Origin of the sequence: Pantoea sp. Ap-967, assembly GCF_011752565.1 — a bacterium.
Taxonomy (GTDB): domain Bacteria; phylum Pseudomonadota; class Gammaproteobacteria; order Pseudomonadales; family Pseudomonadaceae; genus Aquipseudomonas.
Genome location: NZ_VWXK01000020.1, coordinates 15,336 through 32,695, shown reverse-complemented (window position 1 = coordinate 32,695; position 17,360 = coordinate 15,336). Strand labels below are relative to the sequence as shown.

General features: G+C 63.7%; 14 protein-coding genes and 1 pseudogene. 3 read left to right on the top strand and 12 right to left on the bottom strand.

The features are described from left to right. Nucleotides 1–46 precede the first annotated feature (46 nt). Together rho and trxA are read right to left on the bottom strand one after the other, a co-directional pair. Complete coding sequence (rho, locus tag F3J45_RS19930; protein ID WP_003253661.1) at nt 47–1,306, bottom strand: transcription termination factor Rho; 1,260 nt, start codon at nt 1,304–1,306, stop codon at nt 47–49. Nucleotides 1,307–1,560: 254 nt separating this feature from the next. Next, nucleotides 1,561–1,890 carry a thioredoxin TrxA gene (gene trxA, locus F3J45_RS19925; RefSeq protein WP_167066681.1) on the bottom strand — a complete coding sequence of 110 codons (330 nt, stop codon included), beginning with the start codon at nt 1,888–1,890 and terminating at the stop codon, nt 1,561–1,563. A gap of 242 nt (nt 1,891–2,132) precedes the next feature. Here trxA and ppx point away from each other — a divergent pair, with 242 nt between their 5' ends. Next, a complete protein-coding gene (gene ppx, locus F3J45_RS19920; RefSeq protein ID WP_167066678.1) occupies nt 2,133–3,635 on the top strand; it encodes an exopolyphosphatase in 1,503 nt (500 codons plus the stop codon). Here ppx and ppk1 read toward each other — a convergent pair. After that, entirely contained in the window at nt 3,622–5,853 is a 2,232-nt protein-coding gene (ppk1, locus tag F3J45_RS19915; protein ID WP_167066675.1) for a polyphosphate kinase 1, read from the bottom strand. The two genes, ppx and ppk1, sit on opposite strands and share 14 nt — an antisense overlap. A gap of 213 nt (nt 5,854–6,066) precedes the next feature. Between ppk1 and F3J45_RS19910 the strand changes: the two genes are divergently transcribed. Next, nucleotides 6,067–6,711: a DedA family protein gene (locus F3J45_RS19910; protein WP_205300613.1), complete on the top strand. Its 645-nt coding sequence runs from the start codon at nt 6,067–6,069 to the stop codon at nt 6,709–6,711. Nucleotides 6,712–7,212: 501 nt separating this feature from the next. On the opposite strand, the pseudogene F3J45_RS30125 reads toward F3J45_RS19910, so the two are convergent. Then, a pseudogene (locus tag F3J45_RS30125) lies at nt 7,213–7,839 on the bottom strand (sterol desaturase family protein); the annotation flags it as partial. 113 nt (nt 7,840–7,952) lie between these two features. On the opposite strand from F3J45_RS30125, the gene elbB reads away from it, so the two are divergent. Beyond that, complete coding sequence (gene elbB, locus F3J45_RS19900) at nt 7,953–8,618, top strand: isoprenoid biosynthesis glyoxalase ElbB (protein WP_167066669.1); 666 nt, start codon at nt 7,953–7,955, stop codon at nt 8,616–8,618. Here elbB and F3J45_RS19895 read toward each other — a convergent pair whose 3' ends face one another. The 8 genes from F3J45_RS19895 to F3J45_RS19860 form a co-directional block, all read right to left on the bottom strand. Continuing rightward, a complete protein-coding gene (locus tag F3J45_RS19895) occupies nt 8,619–9,071 on the bottom strand; it encodes a YaiI/YqxD family protein (protein WP_103446197.1) in 453 nt (150 codons plus the stop codon). A 120-nt stretch (nt 9,072–9,191) separates the two neighbouring features. Next, the gene (locus tag F3J45_RS19890) at nt 9,192–11,099 is read right to left on the bottom strand and encodes an FTR1 family protein (protein WP_205300612.1); all 1,908 of its coding nucleotides are present in this window, start codon (nt 11,097–11,099) and stop codon (nt 9,192–9,194) included. A 128-nt stretch (nt 11,100–11,227) separates the two neighbouring features. Further along, nucleotides 11,228–12,085 carry an RHS repeat-associated core domain-containing protein gene (locus F3J45_RS19885; RefSeq protein WP_167066663.1) on the bottom strand — a complete coding sequence of 286 codons (858 nt, stop codon included), beginning with the start codon at nt 12,083–12,085 and terminating at the stop codon, nt 11,228–11,230. Between the two features lie 108 nt (nt 12,086–12,193). Beyond that, entirely contained in the window at nt 12,194–13,612 is a 1,419-nt protein-coding gene (locus F3J45_RS19880) for an efflux transporter outer membrane subunit (RefSeq protein ID WP_167066660.1), read from the bottom strand. Then, nucleotides 13,609–14,484, bottom strand: coding sequence for an HlyD family secretion protein (locus tag F3J45_RS19875; RefSeq protein ID WP_167066657.1), 876 nt, complete (start codon nt 14,482–14,484; stop codon nt 13,609–13,611). Before F3J45_RS19875 ends, F3J45_RS19880 begins: the two co-directional genes overlap by 4 nt. Continuing rightward, a complete protein-coding gene (locus F3J45_RS19870; protein ID WP_016392395.1) occupies nt 14,481–14,693 on the bottom strand; it encodes a DUF1656 domain-containing protein in 213 nt (70 codons plus the stop codon). Before F3J45_RS19870 ends, F3J45_RS19875 begins: the two co-directional genes overlap by 4 nt. Next, the gene (locus F3J45_RS19865) at nt 14,690–16,777 is read right to left on the bottom strand and encodes an FUSC family protein (protein ID WP_167066654.1); all 2,088 of its coding nucleotides are present in this window, start codon (nt 16,775–16,777) and stop codon (nt 14,690–14,692) included. Before F3J45_RS19865 ends, F3J45_RS19870 begins: the two co-directional genes overlap by 4 nt. Then, nucleotides 16,774–17,226 carry a MarR family winged helix-turn-helix transcriptional regulator gene (locus F3J45_RS19860; protein WP_167066651.1) on the bottom strand — a complete coding sequence of 151 codons (453 nt, stop codon included), beginning with the start codon at nt 17,224–17,226 and terminating at the stop codon, nt 16,774–16,776. Before F3J45_RS19860 ends, F3J45_RS19865 begins: the two co-directional genes overlap by 4 nt. Nucleotides 17,227–17,360: the final 134 nt, after the last annotated feature.

Sequence of the window (17,360 nt, the reverse complement as noted above, 5' to 3'; positions counted from 1 at the left end):
CGCGATGGGCTGCAAAGCAGCCCCAATCAATTCCAGCCTGAAACGCTTACTTGCGCTTCATCGACAGGAAGAACTCGTCGTTGGTCTTGGTCTGCTTGAGCTTGTCGACCAGGAACTCGATGGCGGCGATCTCATCCATCGGGTGCAGCAGCTTGCGCAGAATCCACATGCGCTGCAGTTCGTCGTCGGCGGTCAGCAGCTCTTCGCGGCGGGTGCCGGAACGGTTGATGTTGATGGCCGGGAACACACGCTTCTCGGCGATGCGGCGGTCCAGGGGCAGTTCCATGTTGCCGGTACCCTTGAACTCTTCGTAGATCACTTCGTCCATCTTCGAGCCGGTTTCTACCAGCGCGGTGGCGATGATGGTCAGCGAACCGCCTTCCTCGATGTTACGCGCAGCGCCGAAGAAGCGCTTTGGCTTCTCCAGGGCATGGGCGTCGACACCACCGGTGAGCACCTTGCCGGAGCTTGGGATCACGGTGTTGTAGGCACGGGCCAGGCGGGTGATGGAGTCCAGCAGGATGACCACGTCTTTCTTGTGCTCAACCAGGCGCTTGGCCTTCTCGATGACCATTTCGGCAACCTGCACGTGGCGGGTTGGCGGCTCGTCGAAGGTCGAGGCAACCACTTCGCCGCGCACGGTGCGCTGCATTTCGGTCACTTCTTCCGGGCGCTCGTCGATCAGCAGGACAATCAGGTGGCACTCGGGGTTGTTACGGGTGATGTTCGCCGCGATGTTCTGCAGCATGATGGTCTTACCGGCTTTCGGCGGCGCGACGATCAGGCCACGCTGGCCTTTGCCGATGGGGGCGCACAGGTCGATGACACGGCCAGTGAGGTCTTCGGTGGAGCCGTTACCGGCTTCCATCTTCAGGCGCTTGTTCGGGAACAGCGGCGTCAGGTTTTCGAACAGGATCTTGTTCTTCGCGTTTTCCGGGCGGTCGAAGTTGATGGTGTCGACCTTCAGCAGGGCGAAGTAACGCTCCCCTTCCTTCGGCGGGCGGATCTTGCCGACGATGGTGTCGCCGGTGCGCAGGTTGAAACGGCGGATCTGGCTAGGCGAGACGTAGATGTCGTCGGGGCCGGCCAGGTAGGACGCATCAGCCGAACGCAGGAAACCGAAACCATCCTGGAGAATCTCCAGCACGCCGTCACCCGAGATCTCTTCGCCGCTTTTCGCGTGCTTCTTCAGCAGGGCGAAAATCACGTCCTGTTTGCGCGAACGGGCCATGTTTTCGATGCCCATCTGTTCGGCCATTTCCAAAAGATCGGTAATCGGCTTTTGCTTGAGTTCAGTCAGGTTCATAAGGGGAGTGACGTAATCATGTAAGAAGGGAGAATTAAGCATTGGCTTAATGAGGCCGCGCCGCTAGATGGCGACAGGATCGCGTACTGATTCGAATTGGGGATGCTTCGGCGACGGCATGTAGAGGGCACTAGAATGTCAGTGCGAGGCCGAATGTAACACTTGCTTTTTTCAACGTCTAGTGGTTTTGACCGGGTAAATGGTGCCCCATGGGCAAAAAAAACCCCGCTTTCGCGGGGTTTTTTCTCATCGCATCACAGGCTGGCGTCGAGGAACGCCTTGAGCTGCGACTTCGACAGGGCGCCGACCTTGGTGGCTTCGACGTTGCCGTTCTTGAACAGCATCAGGGTCGGAATGCCACGCACACCGTTCTTGGCCGGGGTTTCCTGGTTCTCGTCGATGTTCAGCTTGGCGATGGTCACCTTGCCTTCGTATTCAGCGGCGATGTCGTCCAGAACCGGAGCGATCATCTTGCATGGACCGCACCATTCAGCCCAGTAGTCCACCAGTACTGCGCCTTCGGCCTTCAGGACTTCGGCTTCGAAGGTAGCGTCGGTGACGTGTTTGATCAGATCGCTGCTCATGGATATCTCCAGGGTCGTAAGCAAAAAAACGTGGCCCATGATAGCCGCACCCAGGCCCTACAGGAAGTCACGGACGATTGAGTGTAACTATAGTTGTGCAAGACGCCACGAATCGAAACTGTCACACAAGTGTCATAGCATCGAATGGCACATTGCCTTGCATCAAGGCCCGGTGTGGTGCGCGTTGGCGTCAGCCAAGGATCGTGGCACGATTGCCGGGTTACCGACCGAGAACACACAGAATGCCGCATACCTCCGCGAAGAACCTGTCCCTGATCGCCGCCATCGACCTGGGCTCCAACAGTTTCCACATGGTCGTGGCCAAGGCTCACCATACCGAGATCCGTATTCTCGAGCGCCTGGGCGAAAAGGTTCAACTGGCCGCCGGCATCGACGAAGAGCGCAAGCTCAGCGAAGAAGCCATGGAGCGGGGCCTGGAGTGCCTCAAGCGCTTTGCCCAGCTGATCAACGGCATGCCGGCAGGCTCGGTGCGCATCGTGGGCACCAACGCCCTGCGCGAAGCCCGCAACCGCAACGAATTCATCCAGCGCGCCGAGGCCATCCTCGGCCACCCGGTGGAGGTCATTTCCGGCCGTGAAGAAGCGCGCCTGATCTACCTCGGGGTGTCGCACACCCTGGCCGACACCCCCGGCAAGCGCCTGGTCGCCGACATCGGCGGCGGCAGCACCGAATTCATCATTGGCCAACGTTTCGAGCCGCTGCTGCGCGAAAGCCTGCAGATGGGCTGCGTGAGCTTCACCCAGCGCTACTTCCGCGACGGCAAGATCACCCCGGCGCGCTACGCCCAGGCCTACACCGCCGCGCGCCTGGAGCTGATGAGCATCGAGAACGGCCTGCACCGCCTGACCTGGGACGAGGCCATCGGCTCGTCCGGCACCATCCGCGCCATCGGCGCCGCGATCAAGGCCGGCGGCCTTGGCAACGGTGAGGTGAACGCCGAGGGCCTGGCCTGGGTCAAGCGCAAGATCTTCAAGCTTGGCGAGGTCGACAAGATCGACTTTGACGGCGTCAAACCCGACCGGCGCACCATCTTCCCCGCGGGCCTGGCGATTCTCGAGGCGATCTTCGACGCCCTGGAACTGCAGCGCATGGACCACTGCGACGGCGCCCTGCGTGAAGGCGTGCTGTTCGACCTGCTTGGCCGTCACCACCATGAAGACGTGCGCGAACGCACCCTCAATTCGTTGATGGAGCGCTACCACGCCGACCAGGGCCAGGCCGCGCGCGTTGAGCGCAAGGCGCTGCATGCCTTCGACCAAGTGGCCGAGGCATGGGGGCTACAAAACGGAAATTGGCGCGATTTGCTGGGCTGGGCTGCGAAAATCCACGAAATTGGCTTGGATATCGCCCATTACCACTACCACAAGCATGGCGCTTACCTGATCGAGCACTCCGACCTTGCCGGGTTCTCGCGGGAAGAGCAGCAGATGATGGCCCTGCTGGTGCGTGGCCACCGTCGCAACATCCCCAAGGACAAGTTCGCCGAGTTCGGTGACGAAGCCGTGCAGCTGATTCGCCTGTGCGTGCTGCTGCGCTTTGCCATCCTGTTCCACCACATCCGTGGCACCCAGCAGATGCCGAAGGTGGAACTCAAGGCCGGTGAAGACAGCCTTGACGTGGTGTTCCCTGATGGCTGGCTGGAAAACAACCAGCTGACCCAGGCCGACTTCGCCAACGAGGCGGAGTGGCTGGCCCGGGTCGGCTTCGTCCTCAGCGTACGTTGAGGACCGGGTTGCTCAGGCGCTCCAGCAGGGTCGCCTGGGCACTGCGCGGGTTCTGGTTGCCGGTCGGGCTGCTACGCACGTAGCGGCCGTCTGGCTGCAGAGTCCAAGCGTGGGTGTTGTCGGTCAGGTAGCCCTCAAGCTCCTTCTTCACCCGCAGCAGCAATTTCTTGCCTTCCACCGGGAAGCAGGTTTCCACGCGCTTGTCGAGGTTGCGCTCCATCCAGTCGGCGCTGGACAGGTAGATCTGCTCTTCGCCGCCGTTGAGGAAGTAGAACACCCGCGTGTGCTCCAGGAAGCGGCCGATGATCGAGCGCACCTGGATGTTGTGCGACACCCCCGGGATGCCCGGGCGCAGGCAGCACATGCCACGCACCACCAGGTCGATCTTCACGCCTGACTGGCTGGCCTTGTACAGCGCCTTGATGACCTTGGCATCGGTCAGCGAGTTGAACTTGGCGATGATGTGCGCAGGCTTGCCGTCCAGGGCGAACTGGGTTTCCCGGGCAATCATGTCGAGCATGCCCTTCTTCAGGGTGAACGGCGCGTGCAGCAGCTTCTTCATGCGCAGGGTCTTGCCCATGCCGATCAGCTGGCTGAACAGCTTGCCGACGTCCTCGGTGAGGGCGTCGTCGGAGGTCAGCAGGCTGTAGTCGGTGTACAAGCGGGCGTTGCCGGCGTGGTAGTTGCCGGTACCCAGGTGCGCATAGCGAACGATCTCGCCCTGCTCGCGGCGCAGAATCAGCATCATCTTGGCGTGGGTCTTGAAGCCCACCACCCCGTAGATCACCACCGCGCCGGCCGCCTGCAGGCGGCTGGCCATCTGCAGGTTGGACTCTTCGTCGAAGCGTGCCCGCAGCTCGATCACCGCAGTGACTTCCTTGCCGTTACGCGCCGCGTCCACCAGGGCGTCGACGATTTCCGAGTTGGCCCCGGAGCGGTACAGGGTCTGGCGCACGGCGAGCACGTGCGGGTCCTTGGCGGCCTGGCGCAGCAGGTCGATCACCGGGGTGAAGGACTCGAACGGGTGCATCAGCAGGATGTCCTGCTTGCCGATCACGCTGAAGATGTTGTCGGCGTTCTGCAGCAGCTTGGGGATAGCCGGGGTGAACGGCGTGTACTGCAGCTCCGGGTGGCTGTCCAGGCCGGTGATGCTGAACAGGCGGGTCAGGTTGACCGGGCCGTTGACCTGGTACAGCTCGCTCTCGCTCAGGCTGAACTGCTTGAGCAGGTAGTCCGACAGGTGTTTCGGGCAGGTGTCGGCCACTTCCAGGCGCACGGCGTCACCATAGCGGCGCGAGAACAGCTCGCCGCGCAGGGCGCGGGCGAGGTCGTCGACCTCTTCGGAGTCCAGCGCCAGGTCGGCATTTCGGGTCAGGCGGAACTGGTAGCAGCCCTTGACCTTCATGCCCTGGAACAGGTCATCGGCATGGGCATGGATCATCGACGACAGGAACACGTAGTTGTCGCCTGCGCCGCCCACCTCTTCCGGCACACGAATCACCCGCGGCAGCAGTCGCGGTGCCGGGATGATCGCCAGGCCCGAGTCGCGGCCAAAGGCGTCCACACCTTCGAGCTCGACGATGAAGTTCAGGCTCTTGTTCACCAGCAACGGGAACGGGTGGGTTGGGTCGAGGCCGATCGGGGTGATGATCGGCGCGATCTCGTCGCGGAAGTAACGGCGCACCCAGGCCTTGAGCTTGGGCGTCCAGTAACGGCGGCGAATGAAGCGAATGGCGTGCTTTTCAAGCTCAGGCAGCAGCACGTCGTTGAGGATCGCGTACTGGCGCTCCACCTCGATGTGCACCAGCTCGCTGATCCGCGCCAGTGCCTGGCTGGGCTGCAGGCCGTCGGCACCGGCCAGTTCGCGGGCGAAGTTGATCTGCTTCTTCAGGCCGGCAACGCGGATCTCGAAGAACTCGTCGAGGTTGCTGGAGAAAATCAGCAGGAACTTGAGGCGTTCGAGCAGCGGGTAGGACTCGTCCAGCGCCTGTTCCAGCACGCGGATGTTGAACTGCAGCTGCGACAGTTCGCGATGAATGTACAGGCTGCTGTCGTCCAGGCTCGGCGCTGCGACGGCGGGCGTTGGCGCAGGGGCCGGGGCTGGAGCCTCGACCACCGGCTCCGGAACCTCGGGCAGGTCCGGCGGGGTTTGCACCAGCTCTTCGGGGATGGCCTGGGCATCCTTGATCGCGACAGGGGTTAGCACTTCATTATTCATCTGACGTTCCTGAGGACGTTAACGCCCTATGATCAATTGAGCGGCAAGATAAGCGTCCATTATGACGGGCGTGTTACAGCTTCGCGCAAGCCGCGACTTGAGGCTGTCGGTATTGTCCGTGTAGGAATTGTTCACGTCGAGACACATTTGGACACTTTCACGAATCCGCGCGAAGGGGTAGGCTGCGCGTTCATTTCGCCAGCACCTCAGAAAATGCTCCAACAATTCCTGCAGGATTTCGGCTACTTTGCCCTTTTTCTAGGCACCTTCTTCGAAGGCGAGACCATCCTGGTACTTGCAGGGTTTCTCGCGTTTCGCGAATACATGGACATCAAGCTGGTGGTCCTGGTGGCCTTTTGCGGCAGCTATGCCGGTGACCAGCTGTGGTACTTCATGGGCCGCCGTCACGGGCGCAAGATCCTCGCCCGCAAGCCGCGCTGGCAGGCCATGGGCGACCGCGCGCTGGAACACATTCGCCGCCACCCGGACATCTGGGTACTGAGCTTCCGCTTCGTCTATGGCCTGCGCACCGTGATGCCGGTGGCCATCGGCCTTTCCGGCTACCCGCCACGGCGCTACCTGCTGCTCAACGGCATCGGCGCTGCGGTATGGGCCCTGGCGTTGGGCCTGGCGGCCTACCACTTCGGCGCCATCCTCGAAGGCATGCTGGGCAGCATCAAGAAATACGAGCTATGGGTGCTCGGCGGCCTGCTGCTGCTCGGCGTGCTGCTGTGGCTGCGCCGGCGTTTTCGTACCATCCGCGCCGAGCGCCGCGCGGCAGCAGACGAACAGCCCGGCAAAGCTGAGCAGCCAGTAGCCCCCGAGAAACAGCCAGAACACGGGCACGACCACCGCTAAGCCCAGGGTTCCGGCCAGGTACAGCGCCGGCGCCAACAGCAGCAGGCGCGCCACTTCCAGGCGCGCTGCCCAGCGCCGATTCTCCAAGGCCGCTCCGAGCACGAACAAGCCAAACGCCATCAGCGCCCAACCCAGCACCAGCGCTTCGGCCGGCGCGCGCCCCGCCACATCCATCAGGTAACTGCCCAGCGCAATGTAGACGCTGAACTGCAGCACCACATACACCTGCCACGCCCGGCCCAAGGCCACCTCGAACTTGCGAAACCGCGCCAGGTTCTGCTTCGCCTGTGGATAACCTGCCGCGACATCGGCCGGGCGCCAGCCGGTGGGCATGAACCAGAGGCGCAGCTTGTCCTGCCAGCGGCGGGTGCGGCGGGCGTCGTCCCACAGCTGGGCGTAGAACTGCACATTGGCCCACAGCGGGTTCCAGCTGGCCAGGGGCGTGGTCACCCCAAACACCACTGGCTCGGCCGGGTCTTCTTCCTTGAACGTGCCAAACAGGCGGTCCCAGAAGATGAACACACCGCCGTAGTTACGATCCAAATAGGCAGGGTTCTGCGCATGGTGAACGCGATGGTTGGACGGCGTGATCAACAGCCACTCAAGCCAGCCCAGCTTGGGGATGTGCCGGGTGTGCACCCAGAACTGGTACAGCAGGTTCAGCGACGCCACGGTGATGAACACCAGCGGCGGCACGCCCAGCAGCGCCAGCGGCAGGTAGAACACCCACGAGAAGATGAAACCACTGCTGGTCTGGCGCAGGGCGGTGGTGAGGTTGTACTCCTCGCTCTGGTGGTGTACCGAATGCGCCGCCCACAGCACGTTGCGCTCATGGCCCAGGCGGTGCAGCCAGTAGTAGCACAGGTCGTACAGCACGAATGCCAGCAGCCACACCCACAGCGCATGCGGGGGCAGGCGCAGCAGCGCCAGGTGCTCCCAGGCGACGCTATAGGTCAGCAGCCCTACCCCTTTGGTCAGCAGGCCCGTGCTGGTAGACAGCGCCCCGGTGCTGAGGCTGTTGATCGAATCGGCCAGGGTGAAGTTGCGCTGGCCGCGAACGCGGTCAGCGATCAGCTCCAGCGCGATCAGCACGAAGAAGAACGGCACCGCCAGCAGAATCAGGTCCATGGGCAACGCTCGCGAGGGTTATCCACAGAGATTAGGATGCGCCCGCCGCAACCCCTATGGCCACATCTGCCAAACTAGAGGACATTTAGCGCCTCGATAATGGAGTGATGAGCATGACCAAGAAAGTAGCGGTGATTCTTTCCGGTTGCGGTGTGTACGACGGGGCCGAAATCCACGAAAGCGTGATCACCCTGCTGCGCCTGGACCAGCGCGGCGCGCAGGTGCAGTGCTTTGCGCCGAACATCGCGCAACTGCAGGTGATCGACCACCTGACCGGCCAGGAAATGCCCGAGTCGCGCAATGTGCTGACCGAATCGGCGCGCATTGCCCGGGGTGAGGTGAAGGATATTCGTGAAGCCCGGGCCGAGGATTTCGATGCGTTGATCGTACCGGGCGGTTTCGGCGCGGCGAAAAACCTGTCCAACTTTGCCGTGGAAGGCAGCGAGTGCAGCGTGAACCCGGATGTGCTGGCGCTGGCCGAAGCCTTTGCCGAAGCCTGCAAGCCGGTGGGGCTGATCTGCATTTCGCCGGCGCTGGCCGCGAAAATCTACGGCCCAGGCGTGCTCTGCACCATCGGCAACGATGCCGGCACGGCGGCAGCGGTGGAAAAGATGGGCGGCAAGCACCAGGAGTGCGATGTGCATGACATCGTCGAGGACAGCCAGCGCAAGCTGGTGACCACGCCAGCCTACATGGTGGCCAAGTCGATCAGCGAAGCGGCCAGTGGCATCTACAAGTTGGTAGACCGGGTGCTGGAACTGACCCACGAAGGGGAATGATCAGCCCTTGCTCAGGCGGGTGAGGATACGGTCCAGGGCATTGGCGAACGCCTGCTTTTCGCGCTCGCCATAGGGCGCCTGCCCGCCTCCGACCTGGCCCTGCTCGCGTAGTTCGGTGAACAGGTTGCGCACGGCCAGGCGCTCGCCCATGTTGCGTTCATCGAATTCGCGGCCGCGCGGGTCGAGGGCGGCCACGCCTTTCTTGATCAGCCTGTCAGCCAGCGGCACGTCGCTGCAGATCACCAGTTCGCCGGGTACGGCGTGTTCGACCAGGTAGTCGTCGGCGGCGTCCATGCCGCTGGGCACCACGATCAGACGAACGATGGCGAAGGCCGGTTTGGCCACGGCCTGGCCGGCCACCATCACCACTTCAAGCTGGCGCTTGAGGGCGAATTTGACGATCAGGTCCTTGGCTGCCTTGGGGCAGGCGTCGGCGTCGATCCAGATGCGCATTCAGCTCAATCTCTTTTTTCTGCACCGGCCCTTTCGCGGGGCAAGCCCGCTCCTACATTGATACGGCGAAATGCCTGTAGGAGCGGGCTTGCCCCGCGAAGAGGCCAGCAGCATCAATACCTAAACGGCAGCCCGGCGCTTCTCGGCCAGGCGACTACGCCCATACAACACCACAATGGCCAACAACGCCACCGCCTGCGCGCTCAGCGAATACAGGTCGGGGTGAATCCCCAGCCAGTCGAACTCGAAGAACGCCACCGGCCGGGTGCCCAGCACGCCGGCCTCCTGCAGCGCTTTCACGCCATGCCCGGCGAATACCACCGACAGGGCACACAGCAGCCCGGCGTTGATGCTGAAGAACAGCGACAGCGGCAACTTCGCCGACCCACGCAGAATCACCCAGGCCAGGCCCACCAGCAGCACCAGCGCCGTCGCGCCACCGGCAAGCACGGCTTGATGGCCTGCAGGGCCCGCCTGCAGCCACAGGGTTTCGTAGAACAGAATCACTTCGAACAGTTCACGGTACACCGAGAAGAACGCCAGCATGGCAAAGCCGAAGCGCCCGCCGCCGCTCACCAGGCTGCTCTTGATGTAATCCTGCCAGGCGGCGGCATGCCGGCGGTCGTGCATCCACACGCCCAGCCACAGCACCATCACCGCAGCAAACAGTGCCGTACAACCTTCAAGCAGCTCGCGCTGGGCACCGCCCACGTCGATCACGTAGGCCGCCAAGGCCCAGGTGGCGAAGCCGGCAACCAACGCGAGGCCCCAACCGATGTTGACGCTGCGCACCGCCGACTGCTGGCCGGTGTTGCGCAGGAAGGCCAGGATCGCTGCCAGCACCAGAATGGCTTCAAGGCCTTCACGCAGCAGAATCAGCAGGCCGGAAATGTAACTCAGCGACCAGCTCAGGCCGTCGCTGCCCAGCAGTTTGGCGGCCTGGTCGAGCTTGGTTTTCGCTTCGCTCAGGCGTTGTTCAACCTGGACGAGCGGCAGGCCGTCTTGCAGCGACTGGCGGTAGGCCATCAAGGACTTTTCAGTGCTTTTGCGCGCTTCGGCATCGATGTTGTCCAGCGAGCTTTCGACCAGCTCGAAGCCTTCCAGGTAGGCAGCCACCGACAGGTCGTAGGCCTGGTCGTGGTCGCCTGCACGGTAGGCCGCCAGGCTTTTGTCGAGGGTGCTGGCGGTGTAGTCGAGCAACTGCGCCGGGCCACGCTTGACCTGCGGCGGCTGGGCGCGCTGGGCACGGAACGCCTCGACCACGCCGGCGCCTTCATTGGCGGCGACTTCGGCCGGGGTCTGGCGGGCCAGGTCGGCGATGTTCCAGGTCTTGTCGCCCTTGGCCGCTTCAGGCTTGGCGCTGAAGCTGGCGATGTAGGCGGCCACGTCCCAACGCTGGCGCTCGTCCAACTGGTCGGCGAACGACGGCATCTCGGTGCCATCGATGCCCAGGGCCAGGGTGTTGTAGAGGTCGAACAGGCTCAACTGGTCGAGGCGTTTGACCTCGCGCAGGTTGCTGGGCGCGGGTTCCAAGCCTACGCCCGCCGGGCCGTCACCGGCGCCGGTATCGCCATGGCAGATGGCGCAGTTCTGCGCGTAAAGCGAGGCGCCGCGGGCCGGGTCTGGGGTAATCACCGGAGCCTGGCTGACCTCGTAGGCCACGGCCAGGCGCGCGCCCAGCTGACGCGCCTGCCTGGCCACCGCAGTGCCATCCTGGCGCTGCTCGATGGCCTGGCGCAGTGCCTGCACGCCTTGGGCCAGCCCGGCTTGTTCAGCATTGGCCGGCAGGCCTTTGACCAAGTCGGCCAGCGCCGCGCCGAGCGCTTGCTGTTCGCGGTACTGGCCATCGTCGGTCACCTTGCCGCCCTGCACGGTATCGGGGTAGTCGACGCCAATGTAGTCGAGCAAGTGCAGGGCCTTGGCGGCCTCGACAGGCGCCTCGGCCTGCGCCAGGGCACTGCACAGCGCCAGCACCGGGCCCAGCAGGATTGCCGGCAGCCAGGCGAGCAGAGGGAAACGGGTTTTCATGGCCACTCTCGGAAGGAATGCGAAAGAGAACATTGTTCACTTCCACTTTGCTTCGCTCAAGAGGCAAGCGTGGATTTCATGAAAACCTCAACTTAAACGGGCGACCTTAAGGAGCTTGCCCCGCCATATTAGCGTCTGACGTCCTTCTTTTTTTGGGGTAAGCGGTTTACAGGAGGGGTAGGTTCGAATATCTGCGGAGAATAAGCGAAATGCGGATATTCGGGATGATGCTTTTTATAAGGATTTTTAGTAGCGATAGAGTAATCCGATATATCCACTACATCTGAGCCCTGACTGGGCCTCTTGAACCTGCCATCCGTCGGGGAAACTCTTCCCCGAAACCCAATAGTGGGGAGCTTGGAAGCCTCTGCGAACTGCCGCGCCAAAGGGTTATCGCCATCAGCAGAGTGACACGAGATAATCCTGAATGAATCCAGATCCGAAAGCTCAACGCTCTTCTGTGTCAACGCAATTTTCAACGCTTTTCCATCCAGGACACGACCATCAAAAAGAGCAAGCTCGTTATCGCCATGCAGGTCAAGGTTGCCGAACTTCTTGCCCGCCTCTAACGTTTCAAAATATAAGGTGTTTTTACCCAACAGGCGGCCTTTCCCAGTGAACGGAACAGCTTTTACATGGCCTGAGGGGTCTGTAGCATTTACGGGATTGCCAGCAAGATAGCCGTAGCAATTGATTCCACCATCACCAAACGGGCTCCAGCTGTCTGGGCTGTTGAACCGCATCAATACCGGATTGAACGCCCGGTGGTATCCCGTCCCAAGCAGATAATGGCCGGTTACCGGATCCTGGTACTCGGCATTGAAGCTGCACAGGCTAAGCAAGCCACTTGCGGGGTACCGGTGCCCATAGGGCGAATACGCCAAGGGATTAGGCTGCGAAGCAACCAGTACACTGAGAACCGATCCATGCTTTTCAACCGCCAGCAAACGGCTTCCATCGACGTTGCCTTTAAGTGAAATATCCATGTCAGCGACTGCGTAGGGGTTTGTCCACAGACTGCATGAGCTGAACGATTGTTGCTACTGGCAAAAATGATGGTCCGCAGCCCAGTTGCTTCGGCAGAACCGGCAAACTCACCGCTTGCTTGCGTCCTTCCAGCCTCCACCCAACGCCAGGAACACGCCAATCTGCCCCATCGCCACCTGGCTATTGGCCGCCGCCAACTGCGCCCGCACATCGGTATAGGTCCGCGTTGCCTGCAAATCCGCCAGGAACGATGCGCGCCCGGCCTGGTAATACCGGTGCGTCTGATCCGCCGCTTCCTTGGCCGATTGCTCCGCCTCGGCCAGGGCATCACGCCGGTCCAGCAAGGCACTGTATTGGGCCAGGCGGGTCTGGGTTTCGCGGATGGCGTTCAGCACTACCCCATCGAAATGCGCCAAGGCCGCCTGGGTCGAGGCCTCGGCCATGCGAATGCGCGCACGGGTGCCATTGGTCGGGATGCTCCAGCTGATCTGTGGGCCAAAGCCCCAGCGGTTGGTCGACGGGTCGCCAAGGTCCTTGAGGAAACCGATGGTGCCGACCTGGGCACCGAAGCTGATGTCTGGGTACAGCGCGCCGGTGGCCACGCCGATCTCGGCGGTGGCCGCTGCCAACTGGCGTTCGGCCTGGCGCACGTCGGGGCGGCGCTTGAGCAAGGCCGCGCCGTCACCGACCGGCACCAACTGGTTCAGGTGTGGCAGCTCGGCGCAATCGGCGGTGCCCGCAGGCAGGTTATCCACAGGCTTGGCCAGCAGCGCTGCCAAGGTGTAAAGGCCGGTTTCGCGTTCAGCCTTGAAGCGCGGCAGCTCGGCGCGCAGCGACTTGAACTGGGTTTGCGAACGGGTCACCTGGGTTTCATCGCCGCGCCCAGCGTCACGCAGGCGCTGGTTGAGCTTCACGCTCTGCTCCTGCAAATCGAGCGATTCACGGGCAATGTGGAATTCTTCGTTGGCCGAGCACACCTGGGTGTAGGCCTTGACCACATCGGCCACCAGGGTGATGCGCGCCGTGTCGGCGGCGGCCTGCACGGCATCGGCATTGGCCTTGGCAGCCTCGGTGCCGCGCTTGAACGTGCCCCACAGGTCGAACTGGTAGGAGGCGCTGATGATGGCATCCCCCACGTTGGCCACCGGCACCTTCTCCGCCAGCAGGAAGGCCTGCCCCGACTCTTGCAAGCGCTGGGCGCCGGCCTTGATGCCACCGTTGAAGCCGCCCTGGGACTCGGCCACCTCGACCTGGGCACGGGCCTTGGCGATGTTGGCCGCGGCCACGCGCAGCTCGGTGTTGGCGCTCAGCGCCTGGCGCACCAGCTCGTTGAGGCGTTGATCCTGATACAGCTGCCACCAGTCCTCGGGCACCGGCGCCGATACCACGCTGTCGGCATCCTGGCGCAGCGGGCCGTTCAGGTCGCTGCGCTGCACCGCCGCGTCCTTCGGCACTTCGTAGTCGGGGCCGACCATCATGCAGGCCCCCAAGGACAGGCAGAACCCCGCCAGGATCAGCTGTTTCATGGGCGCTGGCCCTCAAGGATCGACACCGTGGCCGTACGCCCGGCGATCATGCGGAAATCTTCCGGCACCTCGTCGAAGGCGATGCGCACCGGAATACGCTGGGCCAGGCGCACCCAGCTGAACGCCGGGTTGACGTTGGGCAGCAGGTTGGCGCCGCTGCTGCGGTCGCGGTCTTCGATGCCGGCGGCAAAGCTCTGCACGTGGCCGCGCAGGCGGGTGTTGTCGCCCATCACGCGGATGTCCACGGCATCGCCGATGTGAATGCCGCCGAGCTTGGTTTCCTCGAAATAACCATCGACGTGGTACGAGGCGCTGTCGACCACCGACAGCACCGGGCGGCCGGCGGTGACGAATTCGTGGTCACGGGGGGCGCGGTCGTTGAGGTAACCGTCCACTGGGCTACGCACCACCGAGCGGTCGAGGTTCAGCTGGGCCGCATCGACCTGCACCTGGGCCTCGCTCACCGCCGAACGGGCACGGGCCTCGCGGGACTGGCTTTCTTCCAACTGCTCGGCCGCCACCAGGTTGCCCAGCTTGCGGTTACGCTGCGCCTCGCGGGAGGCCTGGGCCAGGGTTTCCTGGCGCTCGCCGAGGGTGGCCTTGGCCTGGCGCAGGGCCAGGGTGAAGCGGTCCTGGTCGATGGTGAACAGCACATCGCCGCGCTTGACGGTCTGGTTGTCGCGCACCTCGACCTTCTGGATCAGCCCGGATACATCCGGGGCGATCTGGATCACGTCGGCGCGAATATGGCCGTCGCGGGTCCAGGGGGCGAACATGTAGTACACCACCATCTGCCACACGAGCACGGCGGCGAAGGTCACTACCAGCAAGGTCAGGACCACACGGCCCAGGGTCAGCAAAGGTTTTTTCATGGCAGCATCAGGCTTCGGCAAAAGTGGTCGACCGCGCCCAGCAGCACGGCATACAGGGCAACGTTGAACAACGCCCGGTGCCAGACCAGGCGGTAGAAATGCAGGCGCACCAGCACCGCGTGCACCCCCAGGAACAGCAGGTAGGTGCCAAACATCATCACCAGCAGCGTGGGCAGGAACACCCCGCTGATATCCAGTTCACCGATCACAGGGGCGCTCCGTCGAGGCCAGGGGGCAGTTGCGGTTGTTCGGCAGGCTCAAGCATCACCTCCACCCCCGGCAACAGCGCCAGGCGCAGGCCGCTCAGGGCATGCAGCAGGTGGGTGCGGGCGTCGCCGCGTTCGTACAATTCATCCAGGTTCAGCGCCAGGCGTGCGCGCTCCATGTTGCGCAGCAGCGCCGGCGGGGCGTGCAGGCGCTCGCCGGCGCGCAGGCAGGCGGCGTAGTGGGCGCCCACTTCCTCGATCACCGTGCCCAGGCGTTCGCGGGCCTGCTGGCCGGCGCGCGGCAGGTAGGCCAGCAGGTCCAGCAGGTTCAGCCCCACGCGCAGGTCGCGCAGCGCCACGCCGCTGTCCTGGCCGGTTTGCGACAGCCGCGGCAGGTGTTGCATCAGCCGGTCGAGCATCTGCACGCCCACCTGGCGGTGCTCGGCCAGGGTCGCCGGCTCGGTCATCTCGACGATGTCGCGCCAGGCGAAGCGGGTCATGCGCTTGGCCGCAAGCTCTACGCCGAACGGGCGCATCACCAAGGTCCAGATGAAGGCGAACAGCAGGCCCACGGGGCCGGCCAGGTTGGAGTTGAGGAAGGCGAAGAAGTCGGCGTCGTAGGCGCCCTGGATGCTGATGAAGGTCGAGGTATTGACGATGGTCAGCAAGGTGCCCAGGTAAAAGCGCGGCTGCACGGTCAGGGTGCCGACGCAGATGAACGGCACCGCAAAGGCCAGCACCAGCATGGGGAAGTCATGCAGGTTGGGCAGTACCAGGAACAGGTACAGGCTGGAGAAGATCACCGACATCAAGGTCCAGAAGAAGAACCGGTAGATCTGCGGCGCCGGGTCGTCCATTGCCGCGAAGAAGCTGCACGACACGGCGGCGAGAATCACTGCACTGGCGCCGTCGTTCCAGCCCAGGCCAATCCACAGGCCGCAGGCAACGACGATCGCCAGTACGGTGGATACCACCGAGTAGAGCATCAGGCCGCGGTCGAAGAACGCGGTCAGGCGGCCCAGGCGCCAGTGGCGGTACACCGCACGCCAGGGCGTGGCGTCGTCAGTGCGCAGGGCATGCTGCAGGGCGCAGCAGTCCTGCCACAGGTCGGCCCATTCGGTCAGCCGGTAGAGCGCGTTGGACAACAGCAGCTCGGCGCGTTGGTCGAGGGCCGCGGCGCCGGGCTGCAAGCGGTCGATCTGCTCGTGCAGGGCCGCCCAGCGGGCCACCGAGGCGCTGTCGGCGGTGCCCTTGAGCCATTCACGGGCGGCCTCCAGCACCGGTTGCAGTTGGGCGAACTGGGCCGGGGCCCGGCCTTGCAAGGCGATCAGGGCGTCGTCCAGGGCATCGATCACCGGCAACAGGTGAATCATGCGGCCACGCAGTTCGCGGGCGTTCTTCAGGGTATGCGGGCCTGCACCTTCATGGCCGAGCTGGCCGATCATCAGTTCCAGTGAGTTGAAGGTGGCGACCATCGCCCCGCGCATGCCGCCGACCTTGTCGGTGCTGGCGTCGCGGGCCAGGTAGGTGTCGCTGTAGCGGATCGCCTCGGTGAACCAGCTACCCGTGGCCCCCACCACCACCGGGGCCAACCGGCGCGGCCAGAAAATCGCCCCGACCACCGCCGCGCAGACGATGCCCAGGCAGATTTCCTGGGCTCGGGACGAGGCCACGTCGAACACCGCCGTGGGGTTGTCGACCACGGCCAGGGCGATCATCGGCAGGGTGTAGCCGGCCAGCATCAGCACGTAGTTGTTGGCGGTGCGCAGGTTCAGCGAAAGGAACAGCAAGGTGCCGGTCCACAGCGCGATGGCGATGCTCAGCAGCAGCGGCGATTGCACCAGCGGCGGCACCAGGAAGATGGCCCCGGCAGCGCCCAGCAGGGTGCCCAGCGCGCGGTACAGCGCCTTGGAGCTGGTGGGGGCGACGAACGGGCTGGAAACGATGTACACCGTGGCCATGGCCCAGTAGGGGCGCGGCAGTTGCAGCAACAGGGCGATGTACAGGGCGATCATCGACGCGCCGAAGGTGCGCACGCCGTAGAACCAGTCACGGGCCGGGGGCACGGAGCTGAAGAAGCCGTTCATGCCGCCCCGCCTGCACTGCCAAGGCCGGCGGCTTCGAAGGCCCGAAGCACGCGCACGGCGGCTTCCAGGTCGGCCTCGGCGATGCCTTGCAGCACCTCGTGGCGCACCCGTACCAGCTCGATTTCGATGGCTTCGGCCAGGCGACGGCCTTCGACGGTCAGGCTCAGGGCCTTGGCGCGGCGGTCCAGTGGGTCTTCGCTGCGGCACACCAGGCCAGCCTTGCACAACTGATCGAGCAGGCGCACCAGTGACGGGCTTTCCAGGCCGGCGGCCTGGGCCACGGCCACCTGGTGCACGCCATCGCCCAGGCGCACGATCATCAGCAGCGGTGCGGCGCAGGCTTCGGATATACCGTAGCCGGTCAGGGCGTTGTGGCAGATGCGCCGCCAATGGCGGGCGGCAACCACCATGCCGCTGCTGACTTGCAGGCGCAGGGAGTCAATGGACATGAGGGGAACCAAGGATATTCATAGTTTGCTAACTATCAATATACGCCTGTGCCTACCCCCTGCGTCAACTGCAGGTGGCCGAGTGGTTTGATGAAATTTTGTTTGCTTGTGCTGGCCGCTTCGCGGGGCGAGCC